Source organism: Streptomyces sp. NPDC051662 (genome assembly GCF_040681655.1).
Classification (GTDB): Bacteria; Actinomycetota; Actinomycetes; order Streptomycetales; family Streptomycetaceae; genus Streptomyces.
Genome location: NZ_JBFAZD010000001.1, coordinates 407083 through 426625, shown reverse-complemented (window position 1 = coordinate 426625; position 19543 = coordinate 407083). Strand labels below are relative to the sequence as shown.

At 69.8% G+C, this 19543-nt stretch carries 19 protein-coding genes; 14 read left to right on the top strand and 5 right to left on the bottom strand.

The window, feature by feature from the left end:
• The first annotated feature begins 63 nt into the window (after positions 1–63).
• The gene (gene gcl / locus AB0M67_RS01845; protein ID WP_365741503.1) at positions 64–1842 is read left to right on the top strand and encodes a glyoxylate carboligase; all 1779 of its coding nucleotides are present in this window, start codon (positions 64–66) and stop codon (positions 1840–1842) included.
• Positions 1843–2333: 491 nt separating this feature from the next.
• On the opposite strand, the gene AB0M67_RS01840 is transcribed toward gcl, so the two are convergent.
• Complete coding sequence (locus AB0M67_RS01840) at positions 2334–3224, bottom strand: 2-hydroxy-3-oxopropionate reductase (protein ID WP_365741501.1); 891 nt, start codon at positions 3222–3224, stop codon at positions 2334–2336.
• Between the two features lie 99 nt (positions 3225–3323).
• Positions 3324–4169, bottom strand: coding sequence for a TIM barrel protein (locus AB0M67_RS01835; RefSeq protein WP_365741499.1), 846 nt, complete (start codon positions 4167–4169; stop codon positions 3324–3326).
• 287 nt (positions 4170–4456) lie between these two features.
• Here AB0M67_RS01835 and AB0M67_RS01830 point away from each other — a divergent pair, with 287 nt between their 5' ends.
• The 7 genes from AB0M67_RS01830 (at position 4457) to AB0M67_RS01800 (ending at position 10232) form a co-directional block, all read left to right on the top strand.
• On the top strand, positions 4457–4747 hold the full coding sequence (locus tag AB0M67_RS01830; RefSeq protein ID WP_365741497.1) for a hypothetical protein: 291 nt from the start codon (positions 4457–4459) through the stop codon (positions 4745–4747).
• Complete coding sequence (locus AB0M67_RS01825; protein WP_365741495.1) at positions 4747–5148, top strand: helix-turn-helix domain-containing protein; 402 nt, start codon at positions 4747–4749, stop codon at positions 5146–5148. The genes AB0M67_RS01830 and AB0M67_RS01825 overlap by 1 nt, the downstream gene beginning before the upstream one ends.
• A 107-nt stretch (positions 5149–5255) precedes the next feature.
• Positions 5256–5771: a 2-oxo-4-hydroxy-4-carboxy-5-ureidoimidazoline decarboxylase gene (uraD, locus tag AB0M67_RS01820; RefSeq protein WP_365741493.1), complete on the top strand. Its 516-nt coding sequence runs from the start codon at positions 5256–5258 to the stop codon at positions 5769–5771.
• Entirely contained in the window at positions 5768–6160 is a 393-nt protein-coding gene (uraH, locus tag AB0M67_RS01815; protein WP_365741491.1) for a hydroxyisourate hydrolase, read from the top strand. The genes uraD and uraH overlap by 4 nt, the downstream gene beginning before the upstream one ends.
• 5 nt (positions 6161–6165) lie before the next feature.
• Complete coding sequence (gene pucL, locus AB0M67_RS01810; RefSeq protein ID WP_365741489.1) at positions 6166–7113, top strand: factor-independent urate hydroxylase; 948 nt, start codon at positions 6166–6168, stop codon at positions 7111–7113.
• A 47-nt stretch (positions 7114–7160) separates the two neighbouring features.
• Positions 7161–8543 carry an 8-oxoguanine deaminase gene (locus AB0M67_RS01805; protein WP_365741487.1) on the top strand — a complete coding sequence of 461 codons (1383 nt, stop codon included), beginning with the start codon at positions 7161–7163 and terminating at the stop codon, positions 8541–8543.
• A gap of 288 nt (positions 8544–8831) precedes the next feature.
• Positions 8832–10232 carry a nucleobase:cation symporter-2 family protein gene (locus AB0M67_RS01800; protein WP_365741840.1) on the top strand — a complete coding sequence of 467 codons (1401 nt, stop codon included), beginning with the start codon at positions 8832–8834 and terminating at the stop codon, positions 10230–10232.
• Positions 10233–10320: 88 nt separating this feature from the next.
• Here AB0M67_RS01800 and gap read toward each other — a convergent pair whose 3' ends face one another.
• The 3 genes from gap to AB0M67_RS01785 all read right to left on the bottom strand — a co-directional run bounded on the left by gap (position 10321) and on the right by AB0M67_RS01785 (position 13274).
• Complete coding sequence (gap, locus tag AB0M67_RS01795) at positions 10321–11319, bottom strand: type I glyceraldehyde-3-phosphate dehydrogenase (protein WP_365741485.1); 999 nt, start codon at positions 11317–11319, stop codon at positions 10321–10323.
• Between the two features lie 118 nt (positions 11320–11437).
• Positions 11438–12394: a helix-turn-helix domain-containing protein gene (locus AB0M67_RS01790; protein ID WP_365741482.1), complete on the bottom strand. Its 957-nt coding sequence runs from the start codon at positions 12392–12394 to the stop codon at positions 11438–11440.
• 241 nt (positions 12395–12635) lie between these two features.
• Positions 12636–13274, bottom strand: a complete 639-nt coding sequence (locus tag AB0M67_RS01785; protein WP_365741480.1) for a TIGR03086 family metal-binding protein — start codon at positions 13272–13274, stop codon at positions 12636–12638.
• Positions 13275–13492: 218 nt separating this feature from the next.
• On the opposite strand from AB0M67_RS01785, the gene AB0M67_RS01780 reads away from it, so the two are divergent.
• The 6 genes from AB0M67_RS01780 (at position 13493) to AB0M67_RS01755 (ending at position 19502) form a co-directional block, all read left to right on the top strand.
• Positions 13493–14242: a DUF1684 domain-containing protein gene (locus tag AB0M67_RS01780; protein WP_365741478.1), complete on the top strand. Its 750-nt coding sequence runs from the start codon at positions 13493–13495 to the stop codon at positions 14240–14242.
• 77 nt (positions 14243–14319) lie between these two features.
• Positions 14320–15837, top strand: a complete 1518-nt coding sequence (locus tag AB0M67_RS01775) for an ABC transporter substrate-binding protein (RefSeq protein WP_365741476.1) — start codon at positions 14320–14322, stop codon at positions 15835–15837.
• 125 nt (positions 15838–15962) lie between these two features.
• Positions 15963–16928: an ABC transporter permease gene (locus tag AB0M67_RS01770; RefSeq protein ID WP_365741474.1), complete on the top strand. Its 966-nt coding sequence runs from the start codon at positions 15963–15965 to the stop codon at positions 16926–16928.
• Positions 16925–17842, top strand: a complete 918-nt coding sequence (locus tag AB0M67_RS01765; protein WP_365741472.1) for an ABC transporter permease — start codon at positions 16925–16927, stop codon at positions 17840–17842. Before AB0M67_RS01770 ends, AB0M67_RS01765 begins: the two co-directional genes overlap by 4 nt.
• Entirely contained in the window at positions 17839–18669 is an 831-nt protein-coding gene (locus tag AB0M67_RS01760; protein WP_365741470.1) for an ABC transporter ATP-binding protein, read from the top strand. The genes AB0M67_RS01765 and AB0M67_RS01760 overlap by 4 nt, the downstream gene beginning before the upstream one ends.
• Positions 18666–19502: an ABC transporter ATP-binding protein gene (locus tag AB0M67_RS01755; protein ID WP_365741468.1), complete on the top strand. Its 837-nt coding sequence runs from the start codon at positions 18666–18668 to the stop codon at positions 19500–19502. The genes AB0M67_RS01760 and AB0M67_RS01755 overlap by 4 nt, the downstream gene beginning before the upstream one ends.
• Positions 19503–19543: the final 41 nt, after the last annotated feature.

The window sequence follows — 19543 nt, the reverse complement described above, 5'->3', positions numbered from 1 at the left end:
GGAATTAGTGCTCTCAGGTGGCGCGACAGAGCCCTGATCCGCCGGCCGAAGCAGGAGCACTTCATGCCTCGAATGACCGCTGCCCGAGCGGCAGTTGAGATCCTCAAGCGCGAAGGCGTCAGCAACGCGTTCGGTGTGCCCGGCGCCGCGATCAACCCCTTCTACGCCGCCCTCAAGGCGGCCGGCGGGGTTCATCACACGCTCGCCCGCCATGTCGAGGGCGCCTCGCACATGGCCGAGGGATACACGCGTACGCACCCGGGCAACATCGGTGTCTGTGTCGGTACGTCCGGGCCCGCGGGCACGGACATGATCACCGGCCTGTACTCCGCGATCGGTGACTCCATTCCGATCCTCTGCATCACCGGCCAGGCGCCGACCGCGGTGATCCACAAGGAGGACTTCCAGGCCGTCGACATCTCCTCCATCGCGCGGCCGGTCACCAAGGCCGCGACGACCGTCCTGGAGGCCGCGCAGGTCCCCGGCGTCTTCCAGCAGGCGTTCCACCTCATGCGCTCCGGGCGCCCGGGGCCGGTCCTCATCGACCTGCCGCTCGATGTCCAGCTCACCGAGATCGAGTTCGACCCGGAGACCTATGAGCCGCTGCCGGTCTACCGGCCGGCCGCCACCCGCGCCCAGGTCGAGAAGGCCGTCAGGATGCTGAACGCGTCCGAGCGCCCGCTGATCGTCGCCGGCGGCGGCATCATCAACGCCGACGCCTCCGAGCTGCTGGTCGAGTTCGCCGAACTCACCGGCACTCCGGTCGTACCGACCCTGATGGGCTGGGGCGCCATCGCCGACGACCACGCCCTGAACGCCGGGATGGTGGGGCTCCAGACCTCGCACCGCTACGGCAACGCCACGTTCCTGGAGTCCGACTTCGTCCTCGGCATCGGCAACCGCTGGGCCAACCGCCACACCGGCAAGCTCGATGTCTACCGGCGCGGACGCACCTTCGTCCATGTCGACATCGAGCCCACCCAGATCGGCAAGATCTTCCCCCCGGACTATGGCATCGCCTCGGACGCCAAAGCCGCGCTCGCGCTCTTCGTCGAGGTGGCGAAGGAGCTGAAGGTCGCGGGTGAGCTGCCCGACCGCGCGGCCTGGGCCGCCTCGGCACAGGAGCGCAAGGCCACACTGCACCGGCGTACCCACTTCGACGACGTACCGCTCAAGCCGCAACGCGTCTACGAGGAGATGAACCGCGCCTTCGGTCCCGAGACCCGGTATGTCACCACCATCGGCCTCTCCCAGATCGCCGGTGCGCAGATGCTGCACGTCTACAAGCCGCGCCACTGGATCAACTGCGGCCAGGCGGGCCCGCTCGGCTGGACCATCCCGGCCGCGCTGGGGGTGGCCACCGCCGACCCCGAGGCCACGGTCGTCGCGCTCTCCGGCGACTACGACTTCCAGTTCATGCTCGAAGAGCTGGCGGTCGGCGCACAGCACCGCATCCCGTATGTGCATGTGCTGGTGAACAACTCGTATCTGGGCCTGATCCGCCAGGCACAGCGCAATTTCGACATCGACTTCCAGGTCAACCTGGAGTTCGAGAACCTCAACTCACCCGAGCTGGGCGTCTACGGCGTCGACCATGTGAAGGTCGCCGAGGGGCTGGGCTGCAAGGCGATCCGGGTCACCGAGCCCGACCAGCTGCTGCCGGCCTTCGAGCAGGCCAAGAAGCTGGCGGCCGAGTTCCGTGTCCCCGTGATCGTCGAGGCGATCCTCGAACGTGTCACCAATATCGCGATGAGCGGCACCGACATCGCGAGCGTGAACGAGTTCGAGGACCTCGCCACCGAGCCGTGGCACGCGCCCACGGAGATCCTGCCGCTGACCTGACCCTGACCCGGCGGCAGCGAGGGCCCCGTCCCGGAGCGATCCGGGGCGGGGCCCTCAGCCGTGGCCGCCGGGGTCCGGCCCCGGCTTCTCCCCCGGCCCACCAGCGGTGACCGCCTGCCCCGGTACCGGGCACGCGAAAAAGCGTGGAGCACGGGAATGATCCGTACTCCACGCCGTGCGCGGGGTGTTGGGGCAGAGGGGACCGCGGCGGCGGCGTCGGGAGACAGGAGCCTTCCCTCGGGTCGGGAAGGCCGCCGTTCCCTTCACCACCGCACTGGCGCGCTCGCCGCCGCGGTCCTCTCGCTGCCCGTACCGCCGGCCACCCCTCATACGGGACCGGTGGTGCGGGACGACGCACGGGAGCTGACCTCCCGTCATCTCCCGTGCGTGGCCGGGTGGTTCACTGGTGGGTTCCGGGCGGCGGCGACGCCTGGGCGCGACAGGACAGGTGTCAGCGCCACCGCTGCCCGGAGATCAGGGGGGAGCCGGACTCAGACCTCGCTGCCGGACAGACGCTCGACCGAGCGCAGCAGCGCGGAGTGGTCGAGCCCGCCGTCGCCCTGCGCGCGCAGGGAGGCGACGAGTTGGGCGACAACGGCGCCCACGGGGAGCGCGGCGCCCACATTGCGGGCGGCGTCGGTGACGATGCCCATGTCCTTGTGGTGCAGATCGATCCGGAAGCCGGGCTTGAAGTCGCGGTTGAGGAAGTTGTCCTTCTTACGGGTCAGCACGGTCGACCCGGCCAGCCCGCCGTTGAGGACGTCCAGCGCCGCGGCGAGGTCCACGCCCGACTTCTCCAGGAAGACCACGGCCTCGGCGCACGCCTGGATGTTCACCGCCACGATCAGCTGGTTGGCGGCCTTCACCGTCTGCCCCGAGCCGTGCGGCCCGCACAGCACGATGGTCTTGCCGAGTGCGTCCAGCAGCGGCTTGGCCGCGTCGAAGTCGGCCTGTTCACCGCCGACCATGATGGAGAGGACCGCCTCGATGGCGCCGGCCTCGCCGCCGGAGACCGGGGCGTCCAGGACGCGGATGCCCTTCTCGGCCGCGTTCTTCGCCAGCTCCACCGACGTCTGCGGGGTGATGGACGACATATCGATCAGCAGCGCGCCGGACCGGGCGTTCGCGAGGATGCCGTTCTCTCCGTACGCGATGGCCTCGACCTGCGGGGAGGCGGGCACCATCGTGACGATCACATCGGCGTCCCGTACGGCCTCGGCGATCGAGCCCGCGGCCGTACCACCGGCCGCGGCCAGCCGGTCCAGCTTGTCCCGCTCCAGCGTGAAGCCGGTCACGGAGTAGCCGGCCTTGATCAGATTCTCGGACATGGGGGAACCCATGATGCCGAGACCGATCCACGCGATCGTGGGGAGATTACTCATCAGGGTGCCTCTTTCACTACCCGCGCACATCGCAACACGCGCGTGAATACGGTCGGTTGGCGGGCCGGTGGTCGGGGGACCCAGGCCCTGTCGGGCCGGTCAGGCCCCCGCGAGCCAGTCGAAGGACTCGGCGCTCGGCCGGTCGCCCGGCTTGTACTCCAGGCCGACCCAGCCGGTGTAGCCGGCCTTCCGCAGCCTGCCGAGGAGGTCTTCGAGCGGCAGCGATCCGGTACCCGGCGCGCCACGGCCCGGGTTGTCGGCGATCTGTACGTGGCCGGTCCTGTCGGCGTACCGGTCGATGACCTCGTTCAGGTCCTCGCCGTTCATCGACAGGTGGTAGAGATCGAGCAGGAACGAGGCGTTGCCGAGACCGGTGGCGGAGTTGACCTTGTTCACGACCTCGATCGCGGACGGAGCGCTCACCAGGGGGTAGAGAGGGGACTCCGGCTTGTTGAGCGCCTCGATCAGCAGGACGGCCCCGATCCGGTCGGCCGCGTGGGCCGCCTGTACGAGGTTCTCCAGGGCCAGTTCGTCCTGTGCCCGGGGATCGACGCCCTCGACGCGGTTGCCGTACAGCGCGTTGAGGGCCTTGCACCCGGTGGCGGCGGCGAAGTCGGCCGCGACCTCGATATTGGCGACGAACCGGTCGGACTCCTCACCGGGCACGGAGAGCGCCCCGCGGTCCGGCCCCGGCAGCTGTCCGGCGTAGAAGTTCAGCCCCACCAGCTGGGTGCCCGCGTCGTCGAGCGCCTGCCCCAGGGCGTCGAGCTCGGCCTGTGGCGGGGTGGGGGTGTCGGTCCAGGGCCACCACAGCTCGACCGCGTCGAAACCGGCCGTGGCCGCGGCGGCGGGGCGCTCCAGCAGCGGGAGCTCGGTGAAGAGGATGGACAGGTTCACATCGAAGCGCTGCTCGGTGCCGCGCCCGTTCGTGAAGTGAGGGGCCATGAGGAGTCAGGCGCTCCTTCCGTATCGCGGAAGTCATATTCTGCTTGATGGAAGACTGCCTGGATGGCTCGGGGGCTGTCAAGGGGGGCTCCCGTAATTCGTCACCCGCGCGCTTCGTTTCGGCGGCGTGTCCGTGTGGCTCCGTGGGCGGGAGCGGGTCCGTTAAGGTCGTGTCGACTGGAGCACACCGGCGCGCAGAATCTGCCCCAGGTGTGCCCCGGATGTGCCCTCTCGGCCGGAGGTCTGAGGGAACGTGCGGGTCGGAGCCGATGTTTTGTGGGGGCGCAGTGCGATTGCGAGTGGAGTTCACGACCGAGCCCTTCGACCTGGACAAGGCGCCCGCCCACGCGCTGGTGGCCCGCGAGGTCGTCCAGGGCGCCGACCTGGACGCCGTGGACGTCGGCCCGTTCGGCAATACGGCGGAAGGCGGCGCGGACGCGGTGCTGAGCGCGGTCGGCATACTGCTGCGCCGGTCGCTGGCCGCCGGGGCGACCCGGGTCTCCCTCCAGGTCAATGTGGTCGAGGACGGTCCTGTGACCGAGGGTGGCCGGGCGGCCGGGGACGGGGGGAACGGCTGATGGCCGAGCCGCTGGACCACCCGTTCGTCGCGGCGGTCAAGCCGCTGGTCGACGCCATGGGCGGTGAGCTGATGGCCCCCGGCGAGGCCCAGCCCGACGATGTCGTGCTCGCCTGGGAGGGTGAGGAGCTGCTCGCCGTGCGGCTGCCCCAGTTGTCCGACTCGCTGGACCACATCCTGGCCGCGCTGGAACGCCGGCACGGTATGCCGCTCGCCGAACTGGACCGCAAGACCAAGCAGTCGGTCGTCCGGATACTGGAGGCACGCGGTGCCTTCTCCGTGCGGCACGGCGTCGAGACGGTGGCGAGCGCCCTCGGCGTCAGCCGCTTCACCGTCTACAACTACCTCAACAGGGAAAACGCGCGCGAAAGCACGCGGGGAAGCGCGGCCAAGGGCGAGTAGGCCCCTGCCGCGGGTTTCCGTATACGAGATTTCAACAAACTGTTGACGCGGTGTTGTCGAGGGCGTTAGCTATGCGAAGCCCGCCCAGCACAGCCACGGAGGCTCCCGTGACGTCGACACCGCGACCGGGTCTCACCCGGTTCAACACCTCACCCGACAGTGTGGCGCTGGCCGCACTGCACGAGGTGTGCGCCGGCCGGGCGTGGGGGACCAAGCTCCTCGCCCGGCGCCCGTACGCCGACCTGAACGCTCTCCTCGCCGCCAGCGACACCGCGACATCCGAGCTGGACGGCGCGGAGCTGGCCGAGGCGCTGGCGGGACACCCGCCGATCGGCCGGCCGAAGCCGGGGGACCCGGTCTCCGCCCGTGAACAGCGGGGGATGGCCGGTGCCCCGGAGGAGCTGAAGGCCGAGCTGCTCGAACTGAATCTGGCCTACCAGGAGCGGTTCGGACATGTCTTCCTGATCTGCGCCACCGGAGCCACCGGTGAGCGGATGCGCGACGCGCTGAAGACCCGGATGGGCCACACACCGGAACGGGAGCGTGCGATCGTGCGCACCGAACTCGGCAAGATCAACCGGATCCGGCTGACCCGTCTCGTAGCGGAGGACGACGACTCATGAGCACCGCCACCACGGCCTCGGTGTCCACGCACATCCTGGACACCAGCATCGGACGCCCCGCGAAGGGCGTCGCCATCTCGCTCGCGGCCCGCGGCGGCCCCGGCGCGCGGTGGGCGGCGCTCGGCGGTTCGCGTACCGACGGAGACGGACGCTGCGAGGACCTGCCGGACCTGCCGGAGGGCACCACACAGGTACGTCTCGACTTCGAGACAGAGGCGTACTTCAACAGCAGGCGAGAAGCCGAGGCGCAGCAGGACGCCCCCCGCGCGAGGGACAGCGGTGTGTTCTTCCCGGAGGTGGCGATCACCTTCGCCGTCACCCCGGGCGAGCACTATCACGTACCGCTGCTGCTCAACCCGTTCGGCTACTCCGTATACCGAGGGAGCTAGCAGACATGACCGATCAGCCCCGCCCGGGCCGCCCTGTGATTCTCGGACAGAACCAGTACGGCAAGGCGGAGAACCGCGTTGTCAGGATCACGCGGGACGGCGACACCCACCACATCAAGGACCTCAATGTCTCCATCGCGCTCTCCGGCGAGATGGAGGACGTCCACTACTCGGGCTCCAACGCACATGTACTGCCGACCGACACCACCAAGAACACGGTCTACGCGTTCGCCAAGGAACACGGCGTCGAATCGGCCGAGCAGTTCGGTATCCATCTCGCCCGGCACTTCGTCACCAGCCAGGAGCCGATCCGGCAGGCGCGTATCCGGATCGAGGAGTACGCCTGGGAGCGTATCGAGACCTCGGACGGCGACTCCCGGTTCACCGGCGCGGACGAGGTCAAGCACTCCTTCGTCCGCAAGGGCCAGGAGACCCGGCTCACCCAGATCACCTTCGACGGTGAGCGCTGGCAGGTCATCTCCGGTCTGACGGATCTGACCGTGCTGAACTCGACGGACTCCGAATTCTGGGGTTACGCCAAGGACAAGTACACGACGCTCAAAGAGGCGTACGACCGTGTTCTCGCCACCGAGGTGTCCGCCAAGTGGCGTTACCGCTGGTCGGGCGACGACACCCGGATGCCGGACTGGGACCAGTCCTATGAGCAGGCCAGGAAGCATCTGCTCCAGGCCTTCGCCGAGACCCACTCGCTCTCCCTCCAGCAGACCCTGTACCAGATGGGTTCGAGGATCATCGACAGCCGTGACGAGATCGACGAGATCCGGTTCTCGCTGCCGAACAAGCACCATTTCCTGGTGGATCTGGAGCCGTTCGGACTGAAGAACGACAACGAGGTCTACTTCGCGGCGGACCGCCCCTACGGGCTGATCGAGGCGACCGTCCTGCGGGACGGAACCGAGCCGCAGATCCCGGTCGATCTGACCAACCTCTGACCAACCTCCGACCCGTCGCCGGCCCGAACCCAGGAAGAGGAACCGCCATGGCTGCTTCGCGCATCGTCATCGAGAACTGCGCCATCGCGACGGTGGACGCGCACGACACCGAGTACGCCTCGGGACATGTCGTGGTCGCGGACAACCGGATCGAGTCGGTCGGCGCGGGCCCGGCCCCGGCCCGCCAGGCGCCCGGGAACGTGGTCCGCCGTATCGACGGCACCGGGCATCTCGTCACCCCCGGCCTGGTCAACACGCACCACCACTTCTACCAGTGGCTCACCCGCGGACTCGCCACCGACCACAACCTGTTCAACTGGCTGGTCGCGCTCTATCCGACCTGGGCACGGCTCGACGAGCCGATGGTCCGCGCCGCCGCGCAGGGTTCCCTGGCGATGATGGTCCGGGGCGGTGTCACCACCGCGATGGACCACCACTACGTCTATCCGCACGGCACGGGCGACCTGTCCGGTGCGATCATCGGGGCCGCGGCGGAGATGGGCGTACGGTTCACCCTCGCCCGCGGCTCCATGGACCGCGGCACATCGGACGGCGGGCTGCCCCCGGACTTCGCCGTCGAGTCCCTCGACAGCGCCCTCGCCGCCACCGAGAAAACCATCGAGAACCACCACGACGCCTCCTTCGACGCGATGACCCAGATCGCCGTGGCGCCGTGCTCGCCCTTCTCCGTCACCACCGAACTGCTCAGGCAGGGCGCCGAGTTGGCGCGCCGCACGGGCGTCAGGCTGCACACCCACGGCAGCGAGACGGTGGAGGAGGCACAGTTCTGCAAGGAGCTGTTCGGGATGGGTCCCACCGACTACTTCGAGTCGACGGGCTGGCTCGGCTCCGATGTGTGGATGGCCCACTGCGTCCATATGAACGACTCCGACATCGAGGCCTTCGGACGTACCGGCACGGGCGTCGCCCACTGCCCCTCGTCCAACGCCCGGCTCGCCGCCGGGATCGCCCGGGTCCCGGACATGCTCAGGGCCGGTGTACCGGTCGGCCTCGGTGTCGACGGCACCGCCTCCAACGAGTCCGGCGAACTCCACACCGAACTGCGCAACGCGCTGCTCATCAACCGTCTGAGCGCACACCGCGAGTCCGCGCTCAACGCCCGCCAGGCGCTGCGGCTCGGTACGTACGGCGGTGCCCAAGTCCTCGGCCGCGCCGACCAGATCGGCTCCATCGAGCCGGGGAAGCTCGCCGACCTCGTCCTCTGGAAGCTGGACACCCTCGCCCACGCCTCCATCGCGGACCCGGTGACCGCGCTGATCTTCGGCGCCGCCGCCCCCGTCACACTCTCCCTCGTCAACGGCCGGCCCGTGGTGGAGGACGGCCATCTGACCACGGTGGACGAGGACGCCATCGCCCGCCACACACGGAGCGAGGCCCAGCGTCTCGCGCGGATCGCCGAACAGGGCTGATCCCGCCGGAACACACTCCAGGACATCCGGTCGCGGGGGACGGCCCACGACCGGAGGCCAGGGACCCGAGCGGGTCCGTGGCAGCCGTGCCCGGGAGGTGCCGTACCGCACGCTGCCGGTACCGCACCTCCCGGGACGGCGACATGTGTCTCGTGCCCGCACGCGCAGACAGGTGTACCCACCTCGTAACACCTCCCTGACACCCGCGCCGCCGTCGGCGCGTAACCGACCGGAGGAACCGCCGTGCCGACCGAACCCGACATAGAGCCCGAGTCACCGCCAACGTCCATACCCGATAGGGAAGTTGACGTCGATCCCCACCGGAAGCACCCGGTCGACGAAAAGCTCCCGCCCGCCAGGATGTTCACCAGCGGCCTCCAGCATGTGGCCGCGATGTACGCGGGTGTGGTGGCCCCGCCCATGATCGTGGGGCCCGCGCTGGGCCTCGCCCCCGAAGAGACCGCCTTCCTGATGGGCGCGAGCCTCTTCACCGCCGGAATCGCCACCCTGCTCCAGACCCTCGGCTTCTGGCGGATCGGCGCCCGGCTCCCCTTCGTCAACGGCGTCTCCTTCGCCGGTGTGACCCCGATGATCGCCATCGGCAAGGACCGGGGCGCCGACGGACTCGCCGTCATCTTCGGCGCGATCCTCGTCGCCAGTGTGCTGGGCTTTCTCCTCACCCCGTACTTCTCGAAACTCGTCCGCTTCTTCCCGCCCGTCGTCACCGGCACCGTCATCACCCTGATCGGTGTCTCGCTGCTGCCGGTCGCCTTCACCTGGTCCCAGGGCGGCGACACCACGGCCGGCGACTACGGTTCGACGCGCAACATCGGGATGGCCGCCCTCACCCTGGTCATCGTGCTGGTGCTGCGGAAGCTGCTGCGCGGGTTCCTCCAGCAGATCGCGATCCTCATCGGTCTGGTCATCGGTACGGCCATCGCCGTCCCGATGGGCATGACCGGCTTCGACGCGATCAAAGGCGCCGGTCTCGTCGGCTTCCCGACCCCGTTCCACTTCGGCGCCCCGCAGTTCGAGATCGCGGCCATCATCTCCATGTGCCTCGTGATGCTCGTGTGTATGACCGAGTCCACGGCCGACATGCTCGCGCTGGGCAGGATCGTGGGCCGGCCCGCGGACGAGCGGACCATCGAGGGCGGGCTGCGCGCCGACACCCTCGGCAGCGCGCTCAGCCCGCTCTTCAACGGCTTCATGTGCAGCGCCTTCGCGCAGAACATCGGTCTCGTCGCGATGACCAAGGTCCGCAGCCGCTTCGTCGTCGCCACGGGCGGTGGGATTCTGGTGCTGCTGGGGCTCTGTCCCGTGCTGGCGTCCGTGATCGCGCTCGTACCGCTGCCCGTGCTCGGCGGCGCGGGGATCGTCCTGTTCGGCTCCGTCGCCGCGAGCGGAATCCAGACCCTGGCCACGGCCGCGCTGGAGAGGGGCGAGAACGCGCTGATCGTCGCGGCGGCCGTGGGCGTCGGGCTGATTCCGATCGCCGCGCCGGACTTCTACCACGCCTTCCCCAAGGACCTGCTGGTGGTGCTCGACTCGGGCATCAGCACGGGGTGTGTGGTGGCGATCGTCCTCAACCTGGCCTTCAACCACCTGGGCGCGAGCCGGAGTTCGGAGGAGAGGCGGGCGGAGGCGGAGCCGGTGGCGCCGGTGGCGTCGGCGCGGACCGTGACATAGACATGGACGGACATGGACGGCGGGTACGGAGCCGGCACGTCCGGTTCCGTACCCGCCTCCTTGGACGGGGTACCACCCCGGCGTCCGGTCAGCCGGTGGCGAGGAGCTCAAGCGTGTCGATCACGCGGTTCGAGAAGCCCCACTCGTTGTCGTACCACGCGACCACCTTGACATGGCGGCCCTCGACGCGGGTGAGGGCCGAGTCGAAGATCGACGAGGCGGGATTGCCCGTGATGTCGGACGACACGAGCGGGTCCTCCGAGTACTCCAGGACACCGGCGAGCGGCCCCTCCGCCGCGGTGCGGTACGCCGCCAGCACATCGTCGCGTGTCACATCGCGGGCGACGGTCGTGTTGAGTTCGACGATCGAGCCCACCGGCACCGGTACCCGGATCGAGTCGCCCGACAGCTTGCCGTCGAGGTTCGGCAGCACCAGGCCGATCGCCTTGGCGGCGCCGGTCGTGGTCGGCACGATATTGACGCCGGCGGCCCGGGCGCGACGGGCGTCGCGGTGCGGACCGTCCTGAAGGTTCTGCTCCTGGGTGTAGGCGTGCACCGTCGTCATGAACCCGTGCTCGATACCGGCGAGTTCGTCGAGGACCGCGGCCAGCGGCGCGAGCGCGTTGGTGGTGCAGGAGGCGTTCGAGACGATCGTGTGCGCGGCCGGGTCGTAGGCGTCGGTGTTGACCCCGAACGCGAGCGTGACGTCGGCGCCGTCCGACGGCGCGCTGACGAGTACCTTCCTCGCGCCCGCGTCGAGGTGGGCGCGGGCTGCCTCGGCCGAGGTGAAGCGGCCGGTGGCTTCCAGGACGATGTCGACGCCGAGCTCGGCCCACGGCAGCCGCGCCGGTTCGCGCTCGGCCAGCACCGTGATCCGATGGCCGTCGACGACGAGGACGTCCCCGTCTACGGTCACCGGGCGCCCGAGCCGGCCGGCCGTGCTGTCGTAGGCGAGCAGCCGGGCGAGAGTGGCGGGCTCCGTCAGGTCGTTGACAGCGACGATCTCCAGGGCGCTGTCGCGCTCCAGCAGTGCGCGCAGCACATTGCGTCCGATGCGGCCGAATCCGTTGATGGCGATGCGAGTCATGAGTGAATGTCCCTTTCCTTCGGCACCAGGCTCGCCCGTGGCTCCCGCCGCTGACAGTGGCGGGATCGCCATGGTTCAAAAGGATCCCGCCAGATCCCGCCAGGCGGCGCGGGGCGGGTCACTCGCCCCGGGTGAAGGTGCGCCGGTACTCGCTCGGTGTGGTGCCGAGGATGCGCTGGAAGTGCAGGCGCAGGTTCGCGCCGGTGCCGAGCCCGACGTCGGCGGCGATCTGTTCGATGCCGCGCTGAGAGCGCTCAAGCAGTTCGCGGGCCAGGTCGATACGGGCGCGCATCACCCATTGCATCGGCGTGTAACCGGTCTCCTCGACAAAGCGCCGGGAGAACGTGCGCGGCGAGACCCCGGCCTGCCGCGCCAGTACGTCGAGGGTGAGGGGCTCGCCCAGCCGGTACAGCGCCCACTCGCGGGTGGCGGCGAACCGCTCGCCGAGCGGCTCGGGGACGCTGCGCGGCACGTACTGGGCCTGGCCGCCGCTGCGGTAGGGGGCGGCAACGAGACGCCGCGCCGCGTGGTTGGACGCGGCCACCCCGAGGTCGCCGCGCAGGATGTGCAGGCACAGGTCGATGCCGGAGGCGGCGCCTGCCGAGGTGAGCACACTGCCCTCGTCGACGAACAGCACGTTCTCGTCGACCTGGACGAGCGGATGCCTGGCCATGAGTGCCCGCGTGTAGTGCCAGTGTGTCGTGGCGCGCCTGCCGTCGAGCAGGCCCGTGGCGGCGAGCGCGAAGGCACCCGTCGAGATGGCGGCGAGCCGCGCGCCCCTGGCATGGGCGGCGATCAGTGCGTCGACGACGGCCTGCGGCGGGTCGTCGCGGTCCGGGAACCGGTAGCCGGGGACGAAGACGATGTCGGCCCACGCGAGCGTGTCGAGGCCGTGGGCGACGTAGTACGCGAGGCCATCGCCGCCGGTCACGAGACCGGGTGTCGCCCCGCACACCCGCACCTCGTACGGCATGCTCGCGCGGGTCGTGAAGACCTGCGCGGGAATGCCGACATCGAGCGGTTTCGCACCCTCAAGCACAAGGACGGCGACGCGATGCGGGCGGGAGGCTGGCACAGGAAGAGGTTACGGGGTCCGCCCGCGGTCTCCCGGATCCGCTCCCGCGGGCCGTACGGCCACCGACGCCCCGCGCACCGACCCCCCGCGCGCCGATGCCCCGCGCACCGCCCCCCCCCGCGCACCGACGCCCCGGCCGCCGCCGACCGACCGCGTGCGGTCAGGCCCGCGGACGACCCGGGCGTCGGTTCCGGGCCGGCCGACCGCAGAGCCCCCCGGACCCTCGGGCGGCCGGCCCCGCTCACTCCCCGGGCCGCCAGTCGGGGCGGCGACCGCTCAGGCCGATGACCCGGTCAAGCAGCGGGGCATCCTCGGGGACGTCGACCGGTGGCCCGAACACGCTGTCCGGAGCCGGGCCGGAGTCGCCAGAATCACCGGACCCGCCGGATCCGGCCGCCGGGGGCGGTGCCAGCACCGCGAGCGACGCCCGGAGCGACGCCTCGGCGGGGGCGTACGCCTGGCCCGTGGCGCGCGCCAGGTCCCAGCCGTGGATCTGCACTTCATTGAGAGCCACCAGCCCGGCCACCGCGCCCGGCAGATCGATACCGCCGACCCGGGTGCCGCCCTCCCAGGCGGCGGGCGAGCGCCAGGATTCGGCCAGTTCGTCCAACTGCCGGGGGAGCACCTCACGCCAGTCGTCGGGCAGTACGGGGAGGGTCGCGTCCGGTGATGTGTCCGTCGTCGGCCCGGACTTCTTCGCCGCGGCGTCGCGGAACGCCACCGTCAGCCCGACGAGATGCGCCAGCACCTCCCGTACCGCGTAGTCGGGACAGGGCGTCGGGCCGGCGAGCTGATCATCCTTGATTCCGTCCAGCAACCGCGCCACCTCGTGGCAAGCGGGGCCCAGGTCGAAGAGTTCGGTCTCGGTCTCTGTGTCCATACCGGGGAGACCGGCCCCGCCACCAAAACTCATCGCTCCGGAACACATCGACCGGGCGCGCGGTTACACCCCGTTGTCCCGGGCGAGAGACAACCTGTCTCGAAGGATGGTCAATCATGGCTGGAAATAACCCTACGTATGTACGATCCAGTCGTTCCAGACCCCACTGCGACGCCGCGCGGGATCGAACCATTCCCTCAGACCGGAGCGAGTCCCGCATGTCCGTGCATACCCGTTCTTCCGGGCCGATCGCGGCCACCACACAGCCGGCCGAGGAGGCCCGGGCGGCGCTGGAGTCCTGGCACGCCGCGCGGCACGCCGCCGTGACCGGCCCCGTCGGCAACTTGGCGCTGGTGGAGACCCGGTGGCTGGATCCCGGGGTGGACGCCGCCGAGGAGCAGGCCGGAATCGCGGTCCCTGACGGTGTGACCCTCACCACCGTGCGGCGCACCAACCTCCATACCGGCGAGCCGGAAGAGGCGCTGCGCTTCTGGGACGCGGACGCTCCGGCCATCCGGCATTTCTCGCATATCGCTTCATATCCGTTCCATCCGGACTGGGTGGTCGAGGCCACCTTCACGCCGGTATCCACCGACCGCCGGGTGCCGTTCGAGCACATTCGCGACAGCGGAGGCAGCCGCGAACTGGTTGTCCCCGGCGATATTCACGTCACACTGGACGGCGTGGACTACACACTGTCGGCCTTCGACGACGACGGGACACTCCTCCTGGTCTTCGGTGACCCGACGAACGGCGGCGACACCTACGGCGCCGGCCGCTTCCTGTTCGTCCCGCGCGAGGCCGACGGCGAAACGGTCGTACTGGACTTCAACCGCGCGTTCGTGCCGCCGTGCGGATTCTCCGCTCAGTACAACTGTCCACTGCCGCCGCGGCAGAACCGGCTGCACCTCCCCGTCGAGGCGGGCGAGAAGCTTCCGGTCTTCCGCGACGGCTACCCGGTCAACTGAGCACACCCAAGGCACCACAGCCGGATCCCGCCGCCCCTCCCCGCGGCCCGTCCGGCAGTCGATCAGGAGTAGAAGTGATGAGAAAGTCCGTACCGCTGCTCGGCGGCACCCTGGTGGTCACCCTGTCCCTCGCCCTCACCGCCTGCGGCTCCGGGACCGGCACCAACAGCAAATCGCCCACCGGCCCGTACGACAAGAACGCGACCGTCGGGATCGGCTCGCTCTACGAACCGCAGAATCTGGACAACACCGGAGGCGGCGGGCAGGGCGTGACCGAGGCGCTCAACGGCAATGTCTACGAGGGGCTGTTCAAGCTCACCGACAGCGGCAAGGTCGAGAAGCAGCTCGCCAAGGACTACACCGTCAGCCCGGACGGCCTCACCTACACCTTCACCCTGCGCGACGGTGTGACGTTCCACTCGGGCAAGGCGCTCACCTCCGCGGATGTGAAGCACAGCATCGAGAAGGTCCGGGCCGAGAACTCCCAGTCGGCGCGCAAGAGCAGCTTCGACATGGTCAAGTCGATCACGACCCCGGACCCGGCCACCGTCAAGGTGACCCTGTCGTCCAAGTCGATCTCGTTCGTCTACAACCTCAGTTATGTGTGGGTGGTCAACTCCGCGGCCAAGGACCTCAAGACCTCGGAGGACGGCACCGGCCCCTACACCCTGGACAAGTGGACCCGGGGCTCCGCGCTCAGCCTGGCACGCTTCCCCGGGTACTGGGGTACGGCGGCGACCAACGCGAAGGTCGTCTTCCACTACTACAAGGACGCGACCGCCCTCAACAACGCGCTGCTCACCAACGCCGTGGACGTGGTGACCAGCGAGCAGAGCCCGGACGCCCTCGACCAGTTCAAGAACAACCCGAACTACAAGGTCAACGACGGGAACTCGACCACCAAGCTGCTGCTGGCCTTCAACGACCGGGTCAAGCCGTTCGACAACGTCAAGGTGCGCAAGGCCGTCAGCTCCGCGATCGACAACAAGAAGCTGCTCCAGTCGGTCTGGGGCGACCACGGCACACTGATCGGCTCGATGGTCCCGCCCACCGATCCCTGGTACGAGGACCTCACCAAGGTCAATCCGTACGATGTGACGCTCGCCAAGAAGCAGCTCGCCGAGGCCGGCTACCCCAAGGGCTTCAGCTTCACGCTCGACACCCCCAACTACGACCCGCACCCGACGGCCGCCACCTTCATCAAGTCGGAGCTGGCCAAGGTCGGAATCAAGGTCGACATCAATGTCATCACGCCGGACGAGTGGTACACCAAGGTCTACAAGAACCACGACTTCAGAGCGACGCTCCAGGAGCATGTCAACGACCGCGACATCGTCTGGTACGGCGACCCGGACTTCTACTGGGGCTATGACAACAAGCAGGTCACCGCGTGGGTGAAGCAGGCCGAGCAGTCGGACACCACCGACCAGCAGACGGACCTGCTGAAGAAGGTCAACCGGCAGATCGCCGAGGACGCGGCGAGCGACTGGCTCTACCTCTACCCGCAGATCGTGGTGGCCAACACCAAGCTGTCGGGCTACCCGCTCAACGGTCTCAACTCGCAGTTCCACGCCTACGGCATCAAGAAGAGCTGACGCCCCACCCCGGGCCGAAGCTCCAGCCGAGCTGACGCCTCACCCCGCCGTGCGGGCCCGGTCTCCACATCCTCGCCGGACCCGCACGGCCAGTCCCCGCTTCCGTCGATCGGTCCCCCTGCCTGATGATCTCCTACCTGCTGCGACGGCTGGCCTTTCTGGCCGGCTCACTGTTCCTGGCCAGCGTGGTGCTCTTCCTGCTGCTGCGGCTGCTCCCGGGCGACCCCGCGAACTCCCTGCTCTCGGTCGGCGCGAGCCCGGAGCAGATCGCCGCCGCCCGCCATGAGATCGGCTCGGACCGTCCCGTACCGGAACAATTCATCCAGTGGCTCCAGCAACTGGCCACCTTCGATCTGGGGAACTCGTTCGTCAGCACACTCCCCGTCGGCCCGGAGATCACCTCCCGGCTCGATGTCACCGTCCCGCTGACGCTGCTCTCCTTCCTGCTGGCCGTGGTGATCGCCGTCCCCGTCGGCTTTGTCGCCGCCCACCGGTCGGCCACCTGGTACGGGACGCTGATCAGCGGGATCTCCCAACTGGGGATCGCCGTACCGGTCTTCTGGATCGGGATGATCCTCATCACCGTCTTCGCGCTGCGCCTCGGAGTACTGCCCGCCGGAGGGTTTCCGCAGGACGGCTGGGCGCGGCCGGGGGAGGCGCTCACCTCACTGGCCCTGCCGGTGATCACCGTGGCGCTGGTGATGTCCGCCTCCCTCATCCGGTACGTACGGTCCGCCGCGCTGGATGTCCTCGGCAGCGACTATCTCCGTACCGCGAGGGCCCTGGGGTCGTCGTTCAACCGGGCGATGTGGCGGCACGGCATGCGGAACGGCGCCGTACCGGTCGTCTCCGTCCTCGGAATCGAACTCGCCACCACCCTGCTGGGCGCGGTGGTGGTCGAGACGGTGTTCGCGCTGCCGGGCCTCGGCAGCCTGCTCGCCCAGGCCGTCGCCCAGCACGACTACCCCACGGTCCAGGGCGTCCTCTTCGTGAGCACCTTCGCGGTGCTGGTCATCGGGTTCCTCAGTGACCTCGCGCAGCGGCTGATCGATCCCCGGCTGCGCGGCCGGCTGTCGGGAGGCACACGATGAGCGAGCGAACCGACCTGAACCCCGGCGCGGGCGAGGCGGCCGACCCCGTCCCGGCGGCCACCCCCGCCGCCGAGAGCGCGAAGTCGTCCCCGGCCACCCGGCGACGTCGCTCCCCGGCCCTGGTGAGCGGCTGCGTTCTGCTCGGACTGATCGTCGTCACCGCGCTGGTCTCGCTGTTCTGGGTCCCGTACGCCCCCGAGGACACCACGGGCGGCCGGCTCACGCCGCCCGGACTGCCGCATCTGCTCGGCACCGACAAGCTCGGCCGCGATCTGCTGACCCAGCTCATGGCGGGCGCGCGCATCGCGCTGGAGGCCGGCCTCGGCGCGATCACGATCGGGGCGGTGCTCGGAGTCTGCTTCGGTCTCGCCGCGGGCTTCGCCACCCGCTGGCTCGACGACACCCTCTCCACCCTGCTGGACGTTCTGATCGCCTTCCCCACCCTTCTGCTGGCGATGCTGATGGTGGCGGCCCGCTCCGCCTCGCTCAGCTCCGCGATCCTCGCCATCGGTCTCGCGATGACGGCCGTGGTGGCCCGGCTGACCCGGATCCTGGTCAAACGGGTGCTGGCGCAGGACTACATCACGGCGGCGCGCACCTCGGGCACCTCCTGGCCCCGGGTGATCACCGGCCATGTGCTGCCCAATATCTGGCCCACCCTGGTGGTGAACCTCGCCCAGCAGTTCGGCCTCGCCGTCATGGCCGAGGCGAGTCTGTCGTTCCTCGGGCTCGGCGCCCCGCCGCCGAACGCGTCCTGGGGGCGCATGCTCCAGGAGGCGCAGGCGACCGTGTTCACCGCACCCACCGGGGTCATCGCCCCCGGAGTACTGCTGGTCATGCTGGTCGTGGGCGTCAATCTGATCGCCGACGGACTGCGCGACACCCTCGACCCCACCCGGCGGAGGACCCGATGAACGCGCACGATCCCCGGGTGCTCGATGTCAACGGACTGACGATCCGCACCGACCAGGGCCGGACCCTGGTCTCCGGCCTGTCCTTCTCGATCGACGCGGGCTCCCGGCTCGGGCTGGTCGGCGAGTCCGGCTCGGGCAAGTCCCTCACCGCGCTCGCCGTGCTCGGCCTGCTGCCGCCCGGTATGAACGCCTCGGGCAGCATCGTTCTGAGGACGGCCCCGGACGCACCGGGCACCGAAGTCGTCGGCGCGAGCGAGCGGCGGCTGACCGGTCTGCGCGGCCGGGCCGCCACCGTCGTCTTCCAGGAACCCCTCACCGCACTCGACCCGCTGATGCGCGTCGGCCGCCAGATCGCCGAACCGCTGCGCCGGTGGCGCGGGCTGCGCGGACCGGCGCTGCGCCGCGCGGTGGCGGAAGCCCTCGATCAGGTACGGCTCCCCGACCCCGAGCGGATCACCCGCGCCTATCCGCACGAGATCTCCGGCGGACAGCGTCAGCGGGTCGCCCTAGCCATGGCGCTGGCCTGCGAACCGGCCCTGCTGATCGCGGACGAGCCGACCACCGCCCTCGATGTCACGGTCCAGTCCGATGTGCTCGCGCTGCTGGACGGGCTGGTCGCCGAGCGCGGCATGGCGCTGCTGTTCGTCAGTCATGACCTGGCGGTGGTCTCGTCCGTGACCGATCATGTCCTGGTGCTCAAGGACGGGTCGGCCGTCGAGTCCGGCAGTGTGGACGACATCGTGCGGCGCCCCCGGCACCCGTACACCCGGGACCTGGTGGACAGTGCCAGGCACCTCGAAAGCGCTCTGGAACGGATCGTCCGATGACCACTCAGAGCCCGGCCACCCCGGCACCCGCCCCGGACCACCGGGCCGCGGGCCCCTCGATCCTGGCCGCGCGGGACGCGGGGTTCGCCTACCGGGGCGCGCCTCCCGTACTGCACGGTGTCTCCCTCGACATCACCGCGGGCCACAGCCTCGGGCTGGTCGGCGAGTCCGGCGCCGGCAAAACCACGGTGCTGCGGCTGCTGCTCGGCCTCGCCCGCCCCACCAGCGGGCGGATCCTGTTCGACGGGGACGAGCTCAGGCTCCGCGACCGCGCGCTGATGCGCCGCTTCCGGCGTGGCGTGCAGAGCGTGTTCCAGGACCCGTACTCCTCGCTCGACCCCCGGCAGCGGGTCAGCGGCATCGTCGCGGAGCCGCTGCGCTCGCTCGGTCTGAGCCGGCCGGTGGCCCGTGGGGAGGAGGACCCCCGGGTCGCCGCCGCGCTGGAGGCGGTCGGCCTTCCCGCCGACGCGGCCCGCCGTTACCCGCACGAGTTCTCCGGCGGCCAGCGCCAGCGCATCGCCATCGCCAGGGCCACGGTGTGCGAGCCCCGCGTGCTGCTCGCCGACGAGCCGGTCAGCGCGCTCGATGTCACCACCCGGGTCAGGATCGTCGACCTGCTCATCGAGCTGAAGGAGACGCGGGGGCTGACCATCGCGATGGTCTCGCACGACCTGTCGGTGGTGGCGGCGCTGTGCGAGCGGACGGCGGTGCTGGAACACGGGAGGGTCGTGGAGCAGGGCGACACCGCGTCGGTCCTGGGCTCGCCCTCGCACCCCTACTCACGACGGCTGATCGCGAGCGTACCGAGGCTTCCGTCACCCAGGGACCGCTGAGACCGCGATCGGGACCGGGGGCGCCGGGCACGCGAAAGCCC